The following is an 18405-nucleotide window of genomic DNA, read 5'->3' as shown; positions in this document are numbered from 1 at the left end:
GAGTATAGAGTTTACGAAAATATAACTTTTAGTAGATAATAGTGTTGTTGCAAGATAATACAGAGAATACTCAAGGAGCAAAGAATGCTAATTTTGACTCGCCGCGTTGGCGAAACACTGATGATCGGTGATGAAGTAACCGTAACAGTTCTGGGCGTAAAAGGTAACCAAGTTCGTATTGGTGTGAATGCTCCGAAAGAGGTGTCTGTGCACCGTGAAGAAATCTACATGCGCATTCAAGCTGAAAAAGGTAATGGTAACGCCACGACTGGCAATTACTAATTACTGAACTGAGGAAGGCTGACGATTGTCAGCCTTTCTGGTTTTTTATTTACCGCCATGACAGTCGAGATAGCGCATTTTGAGTGTCTGTGTGATAAGTCGTGTGCGAGATTATTTAGGTGTTTGTTTTTACCTATACTTTTTCTAAAGTGCAAATTCTCAACGCTTTGGTTAAATTGCCAACGGTTGATGTGGTTTTTGTTTTTTTTACCAAGAAAGTGTTTGACATATTTTGGGTAAATCGTAATATGTGCCTCCGCAAGACGGTGAGGTGGCCGAGAGGCTGAAGGCGCTCCCCTGCTAAGGGAGTATACGGTTTGTAGCCGTATCGAGGGTTCGAATCCCTCCCTCATCGCCATCTTGTGGCGCTTGTTTAGATGAAGAAATTTGTAGAAATAAGTGACAGCGCGTCCTTAGCTCAGCTGGATAGAGTACCTGGCTACGAACCAGGCGGTCGGAGGTTCGAATCCTCCAGGACGCGCCATATTTCTTTTAGAGTATAAATATGTGGTGAGGTGGCCGAGAGGCTGAAGGCGCTCCCCTGCTAAGGGAGTATACGGTTTGTAGCCGTATCGAGGGTTCGAATCCCTCCCTCATCGCCATTTGTTGACCTGAGGTCAACATTTTTGTTTTAAAAGAAATAGTTAGTGATGAAAATCACTCTTGCGCGCTCATAGCTCAGCTGGATAGAGTACCTGGCTACGAACCAGGCGGTCGGAGGTTCGAATCCTCCTGAGCGCGCCATATTTTAAACTAGTGATGTTAATCATTAGCCTTGCGTCCTTAGCTCAGCTGGATAGAGTACCTGGCTACGAACCAGGCGGTCGGAGGTTCGAATCCTCCAGGACGCGCCATATTACGGTGAGTGATCACCGATTCTTTTCTTCACTAGTGGTGTGAATGAATAGATAAAACATCTGCGCGCTCATAGCTCAGCTGGATAGAGTACCTGGCTACGAACCAGGCGGTCGGAGGTTCGAATCCTCCTGAGCGCGCCATATTTTAAACTAGTGATGTCAATCATTAGCCTTGCGTCCTTAGCTCAGCTGGATAGAGTACCTGGCTACGAACCAGGCGGTCGGAGGTTCGAATCCTCCAGGACGCGCCATATTACGGTGAGTGATCACCGATTCTTTTCTTCACTAGTGGTGTGAATGAATAGATAAAACATCTGCGCGCTCATAGCTCAGCTGGATAGAGTACCTGGCTACGAACCAGGCGGTCGGAGGTTCGAATCCTCCTGAGCGCGCCATTTATAAGAACCTCGCTTAGGCGGGGTTTTTTATTCCCCTTAGTTTAACTTTTCATTAACATTTTTTGTTCTTTTAATTTACAAGTCTTTGTTTTCAATAAATGCTTTTTGCAATTAATGGCAATATCGTTTGTCGGAGTATCAAAACTCACCAAACTTGCTATTTTGAATATAATCTCTGCTCTTATTTAGCCAATATTACACTCGTTTATGTGATTCATGTGACGCTTCTATGACTTACATGCCCCGATTTGGTCAAAGATGTTTAAAGCAAATTGACAATTTTTCGCCAGTCGAGATAATCCCTGCTGACCTCGCTTTTATCTAAGCTTCGAGTGAATTATCTCAATCGCTAATAGACATTTTCTCAGCAATGATAATGCTCAGTGAGGCTAAGACGCTGTAGCCGTCAATGTAATTTCTCAAGCAGATTGTCAGGATGACAGAGAAAGGAAGCAACATGATTGATATTGGAAGCCTGCTTATCGATGCCGCAACCTTAATGGGTACAGGAATGGCGGTAGTATTTGTTTTTTTAACTATTTTGGTCTATCTGGTTCGACTGATGTCCAAATGTCTCCCCGATGAGGCACTACCAGAAGCGAAGCCTGTCCCAGCCCATAACCGTATCCCTTCAGCCACGACTGCAAATCCTCAGGTTGTGGCGGCCATTTCTGCCGCGGTACATCAATACCGACATTCAGCAGTCTAATTGTAAGAATTAAAAGGAGTTAATCAGCATGTCTAAACCACTTGCTATCACCGATGTGGTCCTACGTGATGCACATCAGTCATTATTTGCGACTCGTATGCGCTTGGAAGATATGCTGCCGATTGCGGCAGAGTTAGATAAGATCGGCTATTGGTCACTGGAAACATGGGGTGGAGCGACATTTGATGCGTGCATTCGTTTTCTCGGTGAGGACCCTTGGCATCGTTTACGGGCATTAAAACAAGCGATGCCCAATACGCCGATGCAGATGTTGTTACGGGGCCAAAATTTATTAGGGTATCGTCATTATGCCGATGATGTTGTCGCCAAATTTGTAGAACGCGCTCATGCCAATGGCATGGATGTATTTCGTATTTTTGATGCGATGAACGATGTACGTAATTTTCAACAAGCAGTAAAAGCAACGATCGATGTTGGTGCTCATGCTCAGGGGACACTTTCTTACACTACTAGCCCAGTTCACAATACTCAGACTTGGGTCGATCTTGCGAAACGTTTAGAAGATCTCGGCTGCCACTCTTTGTGCATTAAAGATATGTCTGGGCTACTTAAACCTTATGAAGCGGAAGAATTGATTTCGCGGATTAAGGCGTCTTGCGCAGTGCCTCTAGCCTTGCATTGTCATGCAACCACTGGGCTGTCGACGGCAACCGCGATTAAAGCGGTTGAAGCTGGGGTAGATATTCTGGATACCGCGATTTCGTCGATGAGTCAAACCTATGGTCATACGCCAACGGAAACCGTCGTTGCGATGCTGCAAGGAACAGAATATGACACTCAACTGAGTCTTGAGCAATTAGCGCCGATTGCCGCCTATTTCCGTGAAGTACGTAAAAAGTACGCTCAATTTGAGGGGCAGTTAAAAGGGGTTGATTCACGAATCCTGATTGCTCAGGTACCTGGTGGTATGTTGACCAATATGGAGAGCCAGTTAAAAGAGCAAGGAGCGGCTGATCGTCTTGATGAAGTTCTGCAAGAGATCCCGAGAGTGCGCCATGATCTCGGTTATATCCCTTTGGTCACACCCACCTCACAAATTGTCGGTACACAAGCAGTGATTAACGTTTTAACGGGTGAGCGTTATAAAAGCATTACCAAAGAAACGGCTGGTGTTTTGAAGGGCGAGTATGGCGCGACACCTGCCGAGGTTAATCATGAGTTACAGCAAAAAGTACTCGCAGGTGAGTCACCTATCACTTGTCGTCCTGCGGATCTTTTACAAGCAGAGATGGTTAACTTAACGAGCGAATTATTAGAGAAGGCCAAAATTGAAGGGATTTCTCTTGCTGAGCAAGCCGTTGATGATGTACTAACTTATGCCCTTTTCCCGCAGGTTGGTTTGAAGTTTTTAAAACACCGAGGTGATGCCTCAGCATTTGAACCCGCACCTAATCTTGCGCCTCAATCCTCTGTACCGACAGAAAATCGACAGACGAGTGTCGCGCAAAAAGGTGTTGAGACTTACAGCGTTAAAGTAGACGGTCAGATTTATCAAGTGGAGGTGGGCCCTCAGGGAGAATTGACTTCTGTCGCCGCTCAAGCTTCGCCTCACGTTGCGGTAGCTTCAGCATCAACCGCAGAAGCTGTGCCAGCACCGCTCGCTGGCAATATCTTTAAAGTTCAAGTTCAACCAGGGTGCGAAGTGGTTGAAGGTGATGTATTGGTGATTTTAGAAGCAATGAAAATGGAGACGGAAGTGCGTGCTGCACGTAATGGTGTCGTTCAAGCACTACATGTCAAAGAGGGTGATTCTGTCTCCGTTGGTACGCCAATCTTAAGTCTGGCATAGGGGTTATCACATGGACGGATTGTTAACTCTATGGAATGAAACTGGGATTGCTAATTTTGAACTCAGCCAGTTAATCATGATTTTGGTTGGTGTGGGATTGCTATTTTTAGCCATTGGCAAAGGATTTGAGCCGTTATTATTGCTGCCGATTGGTTTTGGAGCGATTTTAGCCAACATTCCTAATGCTGGTTTTACCGACCCCGGTGGATTGCTTTACTACGTTTATCACATAGGTATTGCGTCAGGTATTTTCCCGTTGTTGATCTTCCTTGGCGTAGGAGCCATGACCGATTTTGGTGCTTTAATTGCTAACCCGAAAACGTTATGGCTGGGTGCTGCGGCGCAGTTTGGGATTTTTGCCACCTTATTTGGTGCGATTTTACTCAATTATGTGCCAGGGATCAGTTTTACCATGGCGGATGCTGCTTCGATTTCGATCATCGGTGGGGCTGATGGCCCAACCGCGATTTTTCTGACCAGTAAACTCTCTCCTGATTTATTGGGGGCGGTTGCTGTTGCTGCTTATAGCTATATGGCGCTGGTGCCGATCATTCAGCCGCCAATCATGAGAGCATTGACTACGGAAAAAGAGCGTCAAATTAAGATGGCTCAGCTTCGCCCTGTCAGTAAACTGGAAAAAATGATCTTTCCATTGTTAGTGTTGTTGATGGCAATCTTATTTCTTCCGGCAGCGACCCCCTTGGTTGGTATGTTCTGTTTAGGTAATTTAATGCGTGAAGCGGGAGTTGTTGAGCGATTATCGAAAACGGCACAAAATGAGCTGATTAATATTGTGACTATCTTCTTAGGTTTGGGAGTCGGCTCTCAACTGCAAGCGGACAAGTTTCTCAATGTCTCGACGCTGGGAATATTATTGCTTGGCGCCGTCGCTTTTAGTATTGGTACCGCTGGTGGTGTATTGATGGCGAAATTACTCAATAAATTTTCTAAAGAAGACATTAATCCTCTGATCGGTGCCGCTGGTGTTTCTGCGGTACCAATGGCTGCTCGAGTGGTGAATAAAGTCGGCTTAGAAGCCAATCCGCAAAACTTTTTATTAATGCATGCGATGGGGCCGAATGTGGCAGGGGTATTAGGTTCAGCCGTTGCTGCTGGAGTATTGCTTGCCTTGGTAGGTTGAGCAACACATCGAGTCTGAATATTGAGTGTCTTCACTCTTAGCAATGAAACGGACGCTCTCCAATCACTTTGGGGAGATATAGTTCACAATCAGTTATAAAATGATATATATTCAAAGGGATGCTTCGGCATCTCTTTTTACTTGCTAGCAATAGGAACCGAGGACATGGACAATAAGCAGATAGTCATTACCCAATTCGGTGGGCCAGAAGTGCTCGCGATTCAATCATCAAGCATTCCAGAGCCACAGGAAGGGGAGGTGTTAGTCAAGGTTGCTTTTGCTAGCGTGAATCCAATTGATATCAAAACTCGCGCCGGTTTAGGTTGGGCTGCAGAACAAAATAAAGATAAATTGCCTTGGGTTCCTGGTTATGATATCTCCGGACGGATTATTAAAGTTGGTTCTGGGGTTTGTGAGTTACAGCAGGGGATGAATGTCGCAGGCTTTATTGGCTTTCCACTGCGAGGCGGCGGTTATAGTCAATATGTCTGTGTGGCGGAAAAAGATCTTAGTATCGTACCTGACTCGGTGACTTTGGAGGCAGCAGCTGCATTACCATTAGCTGGACAGACTGCAGCTCAAGCTTTAAGTAAAGCTCAGATTAAAGAGAGCGATCGTGTATTGATCCTTGCTGGAGCCGGCGGCGTTGGGCATATCGCTTTACAGATAGCGTTAGCCACGAAAGCGGAAGTTTACACCACTTGTAGTGAAGCCAATTTAGATTATCTTGCCACGTTAGGTGCTCATGCAATCAATTATCAATTCGCTCCTGTTTCTCAGCGATTAGAAGAGGTTGATGTACTGATCGATCTTGTTGGTGGTGATGTTGCTCTCGACGCACTCAAATGTTTGAAAGATGCGGCCAGAGTGGTCACAGTACCCACACTCAGCGCTGAGCTTATCTGTGAGAAAGCCAAATTATTGGGTTTTGAAGCCTGTGGTATGTTGGTCGATCCTAATCCTGAGCAGTTAGATACTATGCTATACATGGTTGGGGTTGGGTTGTTGAAAATAGAAATTCAACATATTTACCCTCTGCAAGAAGTACAACAAGCACACGAGCAAATCGCAACGGGACATACGCGAGGTAAAATCTTGCTTAATATGCAATGCTAGAACTGTTTAATATCAGTTTTACCTATTTGGCGGAGCTGTTTTCTACTTCAGCACTTTGGGTATTGTTTGTTGTTAGTTTTCTTAGCGCGACTTTACTTCCCGGTGGTTCCGAAGCGATACTCATTGCAACACTTGCCCTTGGTCAATACTCTCCATGGTTGATCATTTTGATCGCAACGCTTGGTAATTCACTCGGAGGTATGACTAATTATTGGTTAGGTTTATTGCTTCCTAATCGAACTCAACAGGAAAAACATGGTCATAATGCATTAACGTGGTTAAACAAACATGGTTATTGGGCATTATTATTCAGTTGGTTACCGATTATTGGTGATCCACTTTGTTTAGCCGCAGGGTGGTTACGAATGCGTGGTAGTGTGGTTTTTTGTATGCTCCTGATTGGGAAGATGCTCCGCTACTGCTTATTAACTGCAATTTTCTACGGTCTTTTTTAAGGTGATGGCATGAAGACTATTTGGCTAGGTGCACTCGCGCTGCTAGCTCTCTCTGGCTGTTCTACTCCTACCTCGTTATCCTTTTTTTCATCCTTACCTTCTGGTGTCACTTTACTAGAAGAGATCGAAGCACAGCCTGATAAAGTGATGATTCCCTATAGCAAATATCGCTTAGATAATGGCTTAACCGTGATTTTGTCACCGGATCATTCTGATCCATTAGTGCATGTTGATATGACGTATCATGTCGGCTCTGCTCGTGAGGAGCAAGGTAAGTCTGGGTTCGCACATTTCTTTGAACACATGATGTTTCAAGGTTCTAAGCATGTCGCCGATCAAGAGCATTTTCGGTTGATTACTGAAGCTGGCGGACGTTTAAATGGCACCACCAATCGTGATCGAACCAATTATTTTCAAACCGTCCCTGCTAACCAACTAGAAAAAGTGTTATGGCTAGAAGCCGATCGAATGGGCTTTTTACTTGATGCTGTTTCGCAGCGTAAGTTTGAAATACAACGTGATACGGTGAAAAACGAGCGCGCACAAAACTATGATAATCGTCCTTATGGACTGATTTGGGAGAAAATGGCTGAAGCCTTGTATCCACAAAGCCATCCTTATTCGTGGCAGACGATTGGTTATGTCGAAGATTTAGATCGAGTGGATGTGAATGATCTGAAAGCTTTTTTCTTACGCTGGTATGGACCGAATAATGCAGTACTTACGATTGGCGGGGACATTGATGTTAAACAAACCTTAGCTTGGGTTAATCGTTATTTTGGCTCGATTCCCAGAGGTCCAGAGGTTGATAAGGCAGAGAAACAGCCAGTCACGTTAATGGAAGATCGTTATATCACCTTAGAAGATCGTATTCAGCAGCCGATGGTACTGATTGGCTTCCCAACGGCTTATCGAGGCGCTGAACAACAAGCTTCATTAGATGCCTTAGCACAAGTACTTGGTAGTGGTAGTAATAGTTTACTGTATCAGAATTTAGTAAGAACACAGAAAGCGGTCGATGCCGGTGCTTTTCAAGATTGTGCAGAACTGGCATGTACTTTTTATATCTACGCGATGGCTCCCTCAGGGCAACGTGCTCAATTGGCCCCCTTGTATAAAGAAATCATGCGTACATTGGCGCAATTTGAGCAGCAAGGTGTTAGTGATGACCGTCTAGCGCAAATTTCGGGGATGGCAGAAGCGAACGCTATTTTTGCTTTACAAAGTGTTCAAGGCAAAGTGACCCAGTTGGCAAGTAATCAAACCTTCTATGATCAACCCGATCGTATCGAAGCACAGTTAGCACAGTTAAGAGCGGTTACCCCTCAATCAGTGAGTCAGGTTTTTCAAACTTATCTACAAGGTAAACCCAAAGTCACATTAAGTGTTGTCCCTCGAGGTCGTCAATCATTAGCCGTTCGTCAAGCAACCTTTGTCACTCCTGATCGTTTATTACCCACGTATCAGAAAATAACAGAACAACAGCTAGAATACCGCCAAGTCGTGGATAATTTTGATCGTTCGGTGATGCCTGCCGTTGCGCAAGCTGTACAAATTAATATGCCTGAGTTGTATGAAATCCATTTTGATAATGGCGCGGAGTTAATCGGGACGGTGAGCAGTGAGACTCCGACGGTACAAATAGAGATCCGTTTACCGGCGGGAGAGCGTCATGTTGAAGCTGGCAAAGAAGGCTTAGCAAATTTAACGGCAGCTTTAATCAAGCAGGACTCAGCGATACGCAGTGTGGAAGCGATTCAAGCACAACTTGATAAACTGGGCTCGACCATCAGTCTCAATACCGGAGCTTATTCAACCAATGTGGTTATCTCAAGCTTAACCAAGCATTTGCCAGAAACATTGCAGATTGTCCAAGAGATGTTATTAACCCCTGGATTTAAGCAAGAGGATTTTGAGCGTATCCAGCAACAAATGCTGCAAAGTGTGGTCTATCAGCATCAGCAACCTAGTTGGTTGGCAGGGCAGGCGATGCGTCAAGTGTTGTTTGGCGACTCGGTGTTTGCTCGTTCGAGTGATGGTACACAAGCCTCTATTGCTGCACTGACATTGGATGAGGTTAAAGGTTTTTATCAGCAGCATTATACGCCACACGGTGCTCAAGTGATTGTCGTCGGTGATATTGAACCTCAACAAGTTCGTGAACAACTGGCTTTTTTTACTGATTGGCATGGTCAACCTGCCCCTATTCTCCGTCCGCAAGTGATCCCGACGCTCACTGAGCAGCGTCTTTTTTTGGTCGATAAACCCGATTCACCGCAAAGTGTGGTGCGTTTTGTTCGCCGTGGACTGCCTTTCGATGCCACGGGAGAAATGTATCTCACTCAATTAACGAATTTCAACTTGGCGGGTAACTTTAATAGTCGTATTAACCAGAATTTACGTGAAGATAAAGGCTATACCTACGGTGCAAGTGGTTATTTGTCCAGTAATCGTGAAGTGGGGGCGATCATTTTTAATGCTCAAGTGCGAGCGAATGCAACGTTACCAGCCATTCAAGAAATTATCCAAGAACTGAGTCATTTTAGTCAGTATGGTTTAACCACGGATGAGATGGCCTTTTTACGTCTTGCCGTTGGTCAACAAGAGGCTTTGAGTTACGAAACGCCTTCACAAAAAGCACAATTGATTGGACAAATGCTGACTAATAATCTGGATCAGGATTATCTTCAGCAGCGTAATCGTCTATTGAAAACGGTGAATAAATCGACACTGAACACATTGGCGGCGAAATGGTTTGTCCCAGAGGATTATCAAATTATTGTGGTTGGCGATGCTAAAAGCTTAAGGCCACAATTAGAAAAATTATCAATTCCGATTGAAGAGCTTGAAATAATCCATTAGAGCACGCATATATAAAAACAACGTAGAAGAAAAGATACGGCTTTCAAGGCTGCGCTATGAGCCATTAGGTTTCTTATCGCGTATCAAATATCGCATTCTACCTCGTTACTTGAGCAACTAAGGCCACAAAAATTTTACGTGGCTTTCGTTGCTGTGACAAAGTAGCGATCAAGCAATGGAGTCTGCATCTTCTGGAGCGTCTGTGGGCCTTGGGCGAACGACGGTAGCGATATCTACAACATCATCTATTTATAAGCGAATTTTATTTTGACTAACTTTGCCGATCGACTAGCACGAGTTGCTAATCAACCAGAAATATTTCAGCAGTTTGGCCGTGGTGTTGAGCGTGAAACTTTACGTTATACCGTCGATGGTCGTATTGCTCAAACGCCGCACCCTGAGAAACTAGGTTCAGCGTTGACTAATGCTTGGATCACTACTGATTTTGCTGAATCATTACTGGAGTTTATTACGCCAGTGTCGAACAATGTCGATACCTTAATGGCTCAATTAGCAGACATTCATCATTTTACGCAAGCTAACATTGGTGACGAAAAACTCTGGCCTCTCTCTATGCCTTGTTATGTTGGGAGTGAAGCGGATATTCAGCTTGCTCAATACGGCACTTCCAATACTGGACGAATGAAAACCCTATACCGAACAGGATTAAAACAGCGTTACGGCAGCCTAATGCAGATCATCTCTGGCGTGCATTTTAATTTCTCGTTTCCAGCTGCATTTTGGGATGCCTTATACGGCGAGCAAACGGATCAAGAGCGTCAAGCTAGTCAGTCGCAAGCCTATTTTGGCCTAATCCGTAACTATTATCGTTTTGGTTGGTTGATCCCTTATTTTTTTGGGGCCTCTCCCGCATTATGCTCTTCATTTATTCAGGGAAGAGAAACGCAGTTACCTTTCGAATCGATAGGTAAAACGCTCTACCTACCTTATTCAACTTCATTGAGACTGAGTGATTTAGGTTACACCAATGATGCGCAAAGTAGCCTCAAAATTGGTTTTAATAGTTTAGAACAATATTTAACTGGCTTAAATCAAGCGATAAGAACGCCATCTGAGCTATTTGCTAATATTGGTGTCAAAGTCGATGGTGAATATCGTCAACTGAATAGCAATATTTTACAAATTGAAAATGAGCTCTATGCGCCGATTCGTCCGAAACGTGTTGCTAAAAATGGTGAAAAACCTTCAGAAGCGTTAGCGCGTGGTGGGGTAGAATACATTGAAGTACGTTCATTGGATGTCAATCCTTTCAGTCCTATCGGGATCACCGAACAGCAAGTACGTTTTCTAGATTTGTTCCTCACATGGACCGCTTTATCAGATTCAGACCCGATGGATAGTTGTGAGTTACAGTGTTGGCGCGATAACTGGAGTAAAGTCGTCCTTGAAGGACGAAAACCAGGACTAGAGTTGCAAATTGGCTGTCATGGTGAAAAATTAACTCTGACGGCATGGGCGAAACGCGTATTTGCAGACCTAAGTTTGATTGCTGAGCAAATGGACGCGGCCTGTGGCGGTAATGCCTATCAAGAGGTGTGCCAAGAGCTTGACCGCTGGATTGATAACCCTGAACAAACCTTATCGGCTTGTTTACTAGAAAAAACTCAGCAACTAGGTGGATTAGGTAAAGTCGGAAGTTATCTTGGTGAACGCTATCGTGAAGATAATTTACAGCATGCTTACCAAGTCTATTCCGAACAACAAATGCAGCAAGAAGTCGTTCGTTCACGCGAGGCTCAATTAGAGATAGAGCAGCAAGACACGCTGAGTTTCGATGCCTTTTTAGCTGACTATTTTAGCTATTTAGAGTCATAATCAGTGACGTATGAATAAGAAAATGTCGTTCGTTTGCTACGCAGACTGAGATCGCTAGTGAATTGGGCTCAGCGTACAAATGGGTATTTTAACGGTTAAACAAGGAGATAAGTTACATGCCATTATTAGATAGTTTTACGGTCGATCATACCCGTATGCAAGCTCCCGCTGTACGCGTAGCGAAAACGATGCAAACACCCAAAGGTGATACCATCACTGTGTTTGACCTACGTTTTACTCTACCTAATCAAGCGATTTTATCTGAAAAAGGGATTCATACTCTAGAGCACCTTTATGCAGGGTTTATGCGTAATCATCTTAATAGCGAAGAGGTAGAAATTATTGATATTTCTCCTATGGGATGCCGCACTGGGTTTTATATGAGTTTGATTGGTACCCCTACGGAGCAGCAAGTGGCTAAGGCGTGGCTCGCTGCGATGGAAGATGTTTTGAAAGTTCGTGATCAAAAGGACATTCCAGAACTCAATGAGTATCAGTGCGGTACTGCAGCGATGCACTCTTTATCGGAAGCACAAGCCATTGCTCAGCAAGTATTGACCAGCGGTATTGGAGTGAACAAAAACGATCAACTTGCTTTACCTGAATCGATGCTAAAAAATTTACAAGTCAATTAATAGCTTAAGAAACTATCAGGTAATAAAAATGGGCTGCGTTGATTCGCAGCCCATTTTTTTAGCCGTTTATGATCATCATAGATTAGGGCTTTTTGATTTTTCGCGGGTAGACACGCACTAGCTTTATGCGGTTTTCTTCTAACTGAACAATTTCCATCGGATGATTAGCAACTTTAACACTTAAGTGAGTTTCAGGTATCTCTTCTAAATGTTCCAGAATTAGTCCATTTAGGGTTCTTGGCCCATCGGTTGGTAACTTCCATTTTAAGCTTTTATTAATATCGCGAATATTAGCACTACCCTCAATTAAGAAGCTGCCATCACCTTGTGGTGTGATCTCTTCAGCTAAGCTAGGAGCCATTGAGGTGGTAAACTCACCGACAATCTCTTCCAGAATATCTTCTAAGGTAATAAGACCTATAATATCGCCGTACTCATCAACGATAAGACCAATTCTCTGTTTATTACGTTGGAATTTGAGTAATTGGACATTAAGCGGTGTTCCTTCGGGAATAAAGTACACTTCATCAGCGGCCCGAAAGAGCGTTTCTTTATTGAATTCGTTTTTTTCTAACATTAACCGTGCTGCTTCACGTAAGCGCAGCATGCCGACTGCCTCATCAATATTGTCGCGATACAGTACTACTCGACCATGAGGTGAGTGAGTGAGCTGGCGAATGATCGACTTCCAATCATCATTAATATTAATGCCCGTGATTTCATTACGCGGAATCATAATGTCATTCACTGTTACATGTTCTAAATCAAGAATGGATAACAGCATATCTTGGTGGCGACGAGGAATAAGCCGCCCTGCATCGTTAACAATCGTACGCAGTTCTTCGGAGCTGAGGGGATCATCGCGAGTGTGTTTAGCATTGAGACCCAGTAAGCGAATGAAGCCGTTGGTGATGAAATTGATAAAAACCACCAAAGGAGAAAGCACTTTCATTAGAAAAGTCAGCACAACACTGCTGGTATAAGATACCTTTTCAGGGTAAATCGCAGCTAGCGTTTTCGGGGTCACTTCCGCGAAGACGAGAATCACGAGAGTTAATACACCGGTTGCTATCGCTACACCAATATCACCATATAGTCGCATCCCGATGATCGTAGCAATCGCAGAGGCAAGGATATTGACTAAGTTATTGCCAATCAAGATCAAGCCTATTAAACGGTCTGGACGACTGAGTAACCGTTCAACGCGTTTAGCGCCTTTATGACCAGTACTCGCTAAATGCTTAAGGCGATAGCGGTTAAGTGCCATCATGCCTGTTTCTGAGCCTGAAAAATAGGCAGAAATAATGATAAGACACGCGAGTAGCGCAAATAAGATACCCGTTGATATGTCGTCCAAAACGCTTTGTTTCCTTATACTTATAGATGTTCAATAACAAAAAGAGCGTATCCCTTTTCGATGAAAAGCAACGTCGGTGCGACTGTAGTCACTAATCCCCATTAGACGATTTATCTGTATTTATGGGGTACTCATCTTACCGTTTATTTGTTACATCAAGTGATTCAGGGATAAAGTTGTATCCAGAAATAAAATACACTGAGCTTATATGGGGATTAAGTCCACCGTTTTCATCCCATCGTTAGACCTAAATTAAGCATTATTTTCCATGATGATAGGTTGATAAAGTCAGATATAAACAGACCTTAGCGCAGAATGATCTCTCTGACAAATCGACTACCGAAGTAAGCGAGGGTGAGTAATGTCGCCCCTGCAACGGCAAACCAAGTCACTTTGCGTCCTCGCCATCCTTTTTGATAATGGCCCCATAATAAAATCGAATAAACGATCCAAGCGATAAACGATAAAATACCTTTATGAGCTTTACCTTGAGCAAACATATCCTGTACAAAAAGTGCACCGGTTAATAATGTTCCTGTAAGTAGAACATTGCCGATTAAAATAATTTTAAACAGTTGGCGCTCGACCATCATCAAGGGTGGTAAATTAGGGTTGATGGATAAGCCTTTCTTTTTTTTCAATTTGTAATCCAGCCAAGCAAGCTGTAAAGCGTATAATGCACCAATGGATAACGTAGAATAAGAGAAAAGAGCTAAGGCAATATGAGCCATTAGCTCTGGTTCACGTTCCAAATGAGTGATAAAGGTACTTGGTAGAAAGGTTGCCAAGAATAAATTGATTGCTGAAAAGCTATACACTACGGGCAGTAAAAACCATAAACGCACCTTGAACATCGCTAAACTCATCACCAAAGCAATGATAAAGCTGATAAGCGAAGCAACATTAAGAATGCTAAGATTTTGTCCATTACTGTGGAAAATTAAGCCACTAAGTAACCAGGCATGAAAAAAAAGCCCCAATGTAGCGCTAATGAAGACGGTTTTTGCCTTAATGCCCGTTTGATTAACCAGTCCAGGGACAATAGTGGCAATCGATAAAAAATACAGCGTAGCGGCAACAATAGCGATTAGGTTATCCATGCTTGTCACAAATTTAGTGGCTCAGTTGGCGAATTATACCTTGCCAAACCTTAATGAGCTACGTTGGATCGCAATCGTTTTTGAGAGTTGAGATATCGAAAGATAACCCAATCTAACAAAGAAACTCGACAGCTAGCTTGCAATGGGTATGCCTAAGCAGTTGGCTAAGGTATACTCAGGCGCATTGGTCGCCTAATCGCGAAGAGAAAAACATGTTTGAAAATTTAACCGATCGTTTATCTAAAACCCTAAAGAATATTAGTGGTAAAGGTCGTCTTACCGAAGACAATATAAAAGATACCTTACGTGAAGTGCGTATGGCACTACTTGAGGCCGACGTTGCTTTGCCAGTGGTGCGCGACTTCGTTAGTCGAGTAAAAGAGAGTGCTGTTGGCGTTGAAGTTTCCAAATCGTTAACGCCTGGGCAAGAGTTTATTAAAATAGTTCGCCATGAGCTTGAGACTGTCATGGGGGCCGCGAATGAAGCGTTGAATCTTGCTGCCCAGCCTCCGGCAATTATTTTAATGGCGGGTTTACAAGGGGCTGGTAAAACCACCAGTGTCGGTAAACTCTCTAAGTTACTTAAAGAACGTGATAAGAAAAAAGTGCTGGTGGTTTCGGCAGACGTTTATCGTCCGGCCGCGATTAAGCAGTTAGAAACATTAGCTAACGATTTGGGCGTGGATTTCTTTCCTTCATCAGCGGATCAAAAGCCGATTGATATTGCTAATGCTGCCGTCGATCATGCCAAGAAGAAGTTTTACGATGTCTTGATTGTCGATACAGCCGGTCGATTAGCGGTTGATGAAGTGATGATGGCTGAGATCAAAGCGCTTCATTCGGCGATTAACCCTGTAGAAACCTTGTTCGTTGTTGATGCAATGACGGGGCAAGATGCTGCGAATACAGCTAAAGCGTTTGGTGACACCTTACCACTTACTGGTGTAATTCTAACGAAAGTTGATGGTGATGCACGTGGTGGTGCGGCTTTATCGGTACGTCATGTGACAGGGAAACCGATCAAGTTTTTGGGGGTTGGGGAAAAAACCGATGCGCTTGAAGCCTTCCATCCGGATCGCGTTGCCTCGCGCATTCTCGGGATGGGCGATGTCTTATCATTAATTGAAGATTTACAGCGCAATGTTGATCAAGACAAAGCCGAGAAGCTAGCGAAGAAGTTCAAAGAGAAGAAAGGCTTTGATTTAGAAGATTTTCGCGAGCAATTAGGGCAGATGAAAAACATGGGTGGCATGATGGGAATGCTGGATAAGCTCCCTGGTATGTCACAACTTCCGGCGGGCGTTAAAGATAAAGTTGATGATAGCATGTTTAAGCAAATGGAAGCCATCATCAATTCGATGACCATGAAAGAGAGACAAAATCCCGATTTAATCAAAGGCTCGCGTAAAAAACGCATCGCGGCAGGTTCGGGAACACAAGTACAAGATATTAATCGACTACTCAAGCAGTTTACTCAAATGCAAAAAATGATGAAAAAAATGCAAAAAGGCGGCATGAAGGGCATGATGCGCAATATGCAAGGCATGATGGGCGGTGGTGGCTTTAACCCGTTTGGCCGTTAAAAAATCGAGGCTTGAGTTTTGCTTAAGCCAGTTTGTTTTTTTTCCTCTTTTTAAAGCTGTTACCTAAATCACAAAGTTAAAATGCAATTTATGCTGGTGAAAAAGTAGCTAAACCCCTTGCAAAGCCTCGGAATAAGAGTAAAATTCCGAGGCTTTATTTTGGCACGAGACCCCAAACTGTTTTAAATAAATAGTTTCTGGGGTTAATTTTATTTTTGAGAAAGCAAAGAGGACGACATGGTAACCATTCGTTTGGCACGTCACGGCGCTAAAAAGCGTCCATTTTATCAAATCGTTGTAGCTGATAGCCGCAACTCTGCAACTGGCCGTTTCATTGAGAAAGTTGGTTTCTTCAACCCAACAGCAGCGGGTAAAGAAGAAGGCCTACGTGTTGATCTAGATCGCGTGAACCATTGGGTTTCACAAGGCGCATCTCTATCTGATCGCGTAGCTAAACTAGTTAAAGACGCTCAAAAAGCGGCTTAATAACCAGTAGCAACTAGTTTATGTCGATGAAAGGCAAACAGACAATGAGCGAGCAAGGCGAGAAAATTGTTGTAGGCAAGTTTGGTGCTTCTTATGGCATTCGTGGCTGGCTTAAAGTTTTGTCCTACACAGACAATGCTGAAAGCATTTTCGATTATAGCCCTTGGTTGGTAAACCAAAATGGTGAATGGGTTGAGTACAAAGTAGAAAGTTGGAAGCGCCATAACAAAGGTTTGGTGGCAAAACTTGAAGGTCTTGATGTGCGTGAAGATGCTCATCTATTGACTAACTTTGAAATTTCAATTGACCCAGCTGCATTACCTGAACTGTCAGAAGATGAATTCTACTGGCGTGAATTGTTTGGAATGCGAGTGGTGACAACGAAAGGTTATGACCTTGGTGAAGTTGTCGATATGTTAGAAACTGGCTCCAACGATGTTCTCGTAGTGAAAGCGAATCTTAAAGATGCTTTTGGGCAAAAGGAACGATTAATTCCGTTTCTTGAAGAGCAAGTGATCAAACAAATTGATCGCACTGCTCAACGGATCGAAGTTGACTGGGATCCTGCGTTTTAACTCTAAATCGATAAGGCGAAGAACACATGTGGGTTGGCATTATTAGCCTATTTCCTGAAATGTTCCGTAGCGTAACGGATTTTGGAGTCACAGGCCAAGCGGTAAAAAAAGGGCTATTATCCGTACAGAGCTGGAATCCACGCGATTTCGCTCATGACAAACGTCATACTGTCGATGATAAGCCTTACGGTGGTGGCCCAGGCATGTTAATGATGGTGCAACCTTTGCGTGACGCCATACATGCTGCCAAAGCAGCCGCACCGGGCAAGACGAAAGTGATTTATCTCTCTCCCCAAGGTCGAAAACTCGATCAGCAAGGAGTAGAAGAGCTGGCAAACAATGACAATTTATTGCTCATTTGTGGTCGCTACGAAGGGATAGATGAGCGCGTTATACAATCAGAGGTTGATGAAGAATGGTCAATCGGTGATTTTGTAATGACTGGGGGCGAAATTCCAGCCATGACGTTGATTGATACGGTGTCCCGTTTTATTCCAGGGGTATTAGGTGATTTCGCGTCAGCAGAAGAAGATTCTTTTGCTAATGGTTTATTGGATTGCCCACATTATACGCGCCCTGAAGTATTGGATGGCAAAACCGTACCTACGGTATTGATGTCTGGTAATCATCAGGAAATTCGTCGCTGGCGATTGAAACAATCGTTAGGCCGTACTTGGCTAAGAAGACCAGAGCTCCTGGAAAACCTAGCTCTGACTGACGAACAGGAACAATTACTGGCTGAGTATATTAAAGAGACTCAACAGTAACCTATTAAATTTAGTATCAGTTTATTCTAGGAATTTAAAAACATGAGTAATATCATCAAGGCTCTAGAACAAGAGCAAATGAAGAAAGACCTACCTAAATTCGCACCAGGTGACACTGTTGTGGTTCAAGTTAAGGTAAAAGAAGGTGATCGTGAGCGTCTACAGGCTTATGAAGGTGTTGTAATCGCTATCCGTAACCGTGGTCTACACTCAGCTTTCACTGTACGTAAGATTTCTAACGGTGAAGGTGTTGAGCGTGTGTTCCAAACTCACTCTCCAGTTGTTGCTAGCATTGAAGTGAAGCGCCGTGGTGCAGTACGTCGTGCCAAATTGTACTACCTACGCGATCTATCTGGTAAAGCAGCTCGTATTAGAGAGAAGCTTACTAGAAAATAATGCTAGAACTCGCGTTCTCATTGAGAAAACGGAGCCATTA

At 43.7% G+C, this 18405-nt stretch carries 16 protein-coding genes and 8 tRNA genes; 22 read left to right on the top strand and 2 right to left on the bottom strand.

Going from position 1 to position 18405, the window contains the following annotated elements; translation table 11 throughout:
• Positions 1-84: 84 nt before the first annotated feature.
• From csrA to luxS, 17 genes are all read left to right on the top strand, one after another.
• Positions 85-282 (top strand): carbon storage regulator CsrA, encoded by a 198-nt coding sequence (gene csrA / locus AACS00_RS12695; RefSeq protein ID WP_072668905.1) that lies wholly within the window; start codon positions 85-87, stop codon positions 280-282.
• A gap of 265 nt (positions 283-547) precedes the next feature.
• Positions 548-640, top strand: a tRNA-Ser gene (locus AACS00_RS12690).
• A 49-nt stretch (positions 641-689) separates the two neighbouring features.
• Positions 690-766 (top strand) — tRNA-Arg (locus AACS00_RS12685).
• Positions 767-791: 25 nt separating this feature from the next.
• A tRNA-Ser gene (locus AACS00_RS12680) sits at positions 792-884 on the top strand.
• A gap of 65 nt (positions 885-949) precedes the next feature.
• Positions 950-1026: transfer RNA gene (locus AACS00_RS12675), tRNA-Arg, on the top strand.
• A 33-nt stretch (positions 1027-1059) separates the two neighbouring features.
• Positions 1060-1136, top strand: a tRNA-Arg gene (locus AACS00_RS12670).
• A 67-nt stretch (positions 1137-1203) separates the two neighbouring features.
• Positions 1204-1280: transfer RNA gene (locus tag AACS00_RS12665), tRNA-Arg, on the top strand.
• A 33-nt stretch (positions 1281-1313) separates the two neighbouring features.
• Positions 1314-1390: transfer RNA gene (locus AACS00_RS12660), tRNA-Arg, on the top strand.
• A gap of 67 nt (positions 1391-1457) precedes the next feature.
• Positions 1458-1534, top strand: a tRNA-Arg gene (locus AACS00_RS12655).
• 460 nt (positions 1535-1994) lie between these two features.
• Positions 1995-2246, top strand: a complete 252-nt coding sequence (locus tag AACS00_RS12650; RefSeq protein ID WP_240004029.1) for an oxaloacetate decarboxylase subunit gamma — start codon at positions 1995-1997, stop codon at positions 2244-2246.
• 28 nt (positions 2247-2274) lie between these two features.
• Positions 2275-4056: a sodium-extruding oxaloacetate decarboxylase subunit alpha gene (gene oadA / locus AACS00_RS12645; RefSeq protein ID WP_110167629.1), complete on the top strand. Its 1782-nt coding sequence runs from the start codon at positions 2275-2277 to the stop codon at positions 4054-4056.
• Between the two features lie 10 nt (positions 4057-4066).
• Positions 4067-5197, top strand: coding sequence for a sodium ion-translocating decarboxylase subunit beta (locus AACS00_RS12640; RefSeq protein WP_072668902.1), 1131 nt, complete (start codon positions 4067-4069; stop codon positions 5195-5197).
• A 165-nt stretch (positions 5198-5362) separates the two neighbouring features.
• On the top strand, positions 5363-6313 hold the full coding sequence (locus AACS00_RS12635; protein WP_110167628.1) for an NADP-dependent oxidoreductase: 951 nt from the start codon (positions 5363-5365) through the stop codon (positions 6311-6313).
• Positions 6307-6768 carry a YqaA family protein gene (locus tag AACS00_RS12630; protein ID WP_072668900.1) on the top strand — a complete coding sequence of 154 codons (462 nt, stop codon included), beginning with the start codon at positions 6307-6309 and terminating at the stop codon, positions 6766-6768. Before AACS00_RS12635 ends, AACS00_RS12630 begins: the two co-directional genes overlap by 7 nt.
• 9 nt (positions 6769-6777) lie before the next feature.
• On the top strand, positions 6778-9630 hold the full coding sequence (locus AACS00_RS12625; RefSeq protein ID WP_110167627.1) for a M16 family metallopeptidase: 2853 nt from the start codon (positions 6778-6780) through the stop codon (positions 9628-9630).
• A gap of 267 nt (positions 9631-9897) precedes the next feature.
• Positions 9898-11466 (top strand): glutamate--cysteine ligase, encoded by a 1569-nt coding sequence (gshA, locus tag AACS00_RS12620; protein WP_110167626.1) that lies wholly within the window; start codon positions 9898-9900, stop codon positions 11464-11466.
• A gap of 116 nt (positions 11467-11582) precedes the next feature.
• Positions 11583-12101, top strand: a complete 519-nt coding sequence (luxS, locus tag AACS00_RS12615) for an S-ribosylhomocysteine lyase (protein ID WP_072668897.1) — start codon at positions 11583-11585, stop codon at positions 12099-12101.
• Positions 12102-12183: 82 nt separating this feature from the next.
• Here luxS and AACS00_RS12610 read toward each other — a convergent pair whose 3' ends face one another.
• Together AACS00_RS12610 and AACS00_RS12605 are read right to left on the bottom strand one after the other, a co-directional pair.
• Positions 12184-13458, bottom strand: a complete 1275-nt coding sequence (locus tag AACS00_RS12610; protein WP_110167625.1) for an HlyC/CorC family transporter — start codon at positions 13456-13458, stop codon at positions 12184-12186.
• Positions 13459-13763: 305 nt separating this feature from the next.
• Positions 13764-14558, bottom strand: coding sequence for a cytochrome C assembly family protein (locus tag AACS00_RS12605; RefSeq protein WP_072668895.1), 795 nt, complete (start codon positions 14556-14558; stop codon positions 13764-13766).
• A gap of 212 nt (positions 14559-14770) precedes the next feature.
• Between AACS00_RS12605 and ffh the strand changes: the two genes are divergently transcribed.
• The 5 genes from ffh to rplS all read left to right on the top strand — a co-directional run bounded on the left by ffh (position 14771) and on the right by rplS (position 18365).
• Positions 14771-16141 carry a signal recognition particle protein gene (gene ffh / locus AACS00_RS12600; protein ID WP_110167624.1) on the top strand — a complete coding sequence of 457 codons (1371 nt, stop codon included), beginning with the start codon at positions 14771-14773 and terminating at the stop codon, positions 16139-16141.
• A 237-nt stretch (positions 16142-16378) separates the two neighbouring features.
• Positions 16379-16627 carry a 30S ribosomal protein S16 gene (rpsP, locus tag AACS00_RS12595; protein WP_004395977.1) on the top strand — a complete coding sequence of 83 codons (249 nt, stop codon included), beginning with the start codon at positions 16379-16381 and terminating at the stop codon, positions 16625-16627.
• Between the two features lie 20 nt (positions 16628-16647).
• Positions 16648-17202, top strand: a complete 555-nt coding sequence (gene rimM, locus AACS00_RS12590) for a ribosome maturation factor RimM (RefSeq protein ID WP_072668894.1) — start codon at positions 16648-16650, stop codon at positions 17200-17202.
• Between the two features lie 26 nt (positions 17203-17228).
• A complete protein-coding gene (gene trmD, locus AACS00_RS12585; RefSeq protein ID WP_072668893.1) occupies positions 17229-17969 on the top strand; it encodes a tRNA (guanosine(37)-N1)-methyltransferase TrmD in 741 nt (246 codons plus the stop codon).
• Between the two features lie 42 nt (positions 17970-18011).
• Positions 18012-18365, top strand: coding sequence for a 50S ribosomal protein L19 (rplS, locus tag AACS00_RS12580; RefSeq protein ID WP_072668892.1), 354 nt, complete (start codon positions 18012-18014; stop codon positions 18363-18365).
• The last annotated feature ends 40 nt before the right edge of the window (positions 18366-18405 follow it).

The sequence above is a fragment of the Vibrio sp. 11986-1-5 genome (assembly GCF_963878025.1).
GTDB lineage: Bacteria > Pseudomonadota > Gammaproteobacteria > Enterobacterales > Vibrionaceae > Vibrio > Vibrio injensis.
The sequence above is the reverse complement of the archived record's forward strand: the minus strand, read 5'-3'. Positions and strand labels throughout refer to the sequence as shown.

Coding starts and splice junctions, on each gene's coding strand:
- csrA (WP_072668905.1), top strand. CDS start 85: ATGCTAATTTTGACTCGCCGCGTTGGCGAAACACTGATGATCGGTGAT.
- AACS00_RS12650 (WP_240004029.1), top strand. CDS start 1,995: ATGATTGATATTGGAAGCCTGCTTATCGATGCCGCAACCTTAATGGGT.
- oadA (WP_110167629.1), top strand. CDS start 2,275: ATGTCTAAACCACTTGCTATCACCGATGTGGTCCTACGTGATGCACAT.
- AACS00_RS12640 (WP_072668902.1), top strand. CDS start 4,067: ATGGACGGATTGTTAACTCTATGGAATGAAACTGGGATTGCTAATTTT.
- AACS00_RS12635 (WP_110167628.1), top strand. CDS start 5,363: ATGGACAATAAGCAGATAGTCATTACCCAATTCGGTGGGCCAGAAGTG.
- AACS00_RS12630 (WP_072668900.1), top strand. CDS start 6,307: ATGCTAGAACTGTTTAATATCAGTTTTACCTATTTGGCGGAGCTGTTT.
- AACS00_RS12625 (WP_110167627.1), top strand. CDS start 6,778: ATGAAGACTATTTGGCTAGGTGCACTCGCGCTGCTAGCTCTCTCTGGC.
- luxS (WP_072668897.1), top strand. CDS start 11,583: ATGCCATTATTAGATAGTTTTACGGTCGATCATACCCGTATGCAAGCT.
- AACS00_RS12605 (WP_072668895.1), bottom strand. CDS start 14,558: ATGGATAACCTAATCGCTATTGTTGCCGCTACGCTGTATTTTTTATCG.
- ffh (WP_110167624.1), top strand. CDS start 14,771: ATGTTTGAAAATTTAACCGATCGTTTATCTAAAACCCTAAAGAATATT.
- rpsP (WP_004395977.1), top strand. CDS start 16,379: ATGGTAACCATTCGTTTGGCACGTCACGGCGCTAAAAAGCGTCCATTT.
- rimM (WP_072668894.1), top strand. CDS start 16,648: ATGTCGATGAAAGGCAAACAGACAATGAGCGAGCAAGGCGAGAAAATT.
- trmD (WP_072668893.1), top strand. CDS start 17,229: ATGTGGGTTGGCATTATTAGCCTATTTCCTGAAATGTTCCGTAGCGTA.
- rplS (WP_072668892.1), top strand. CDS start 18,012: ATGAGTAATATCATCAAGGCTCTAGAACAAGAGCAAATGAAGAAAGAC.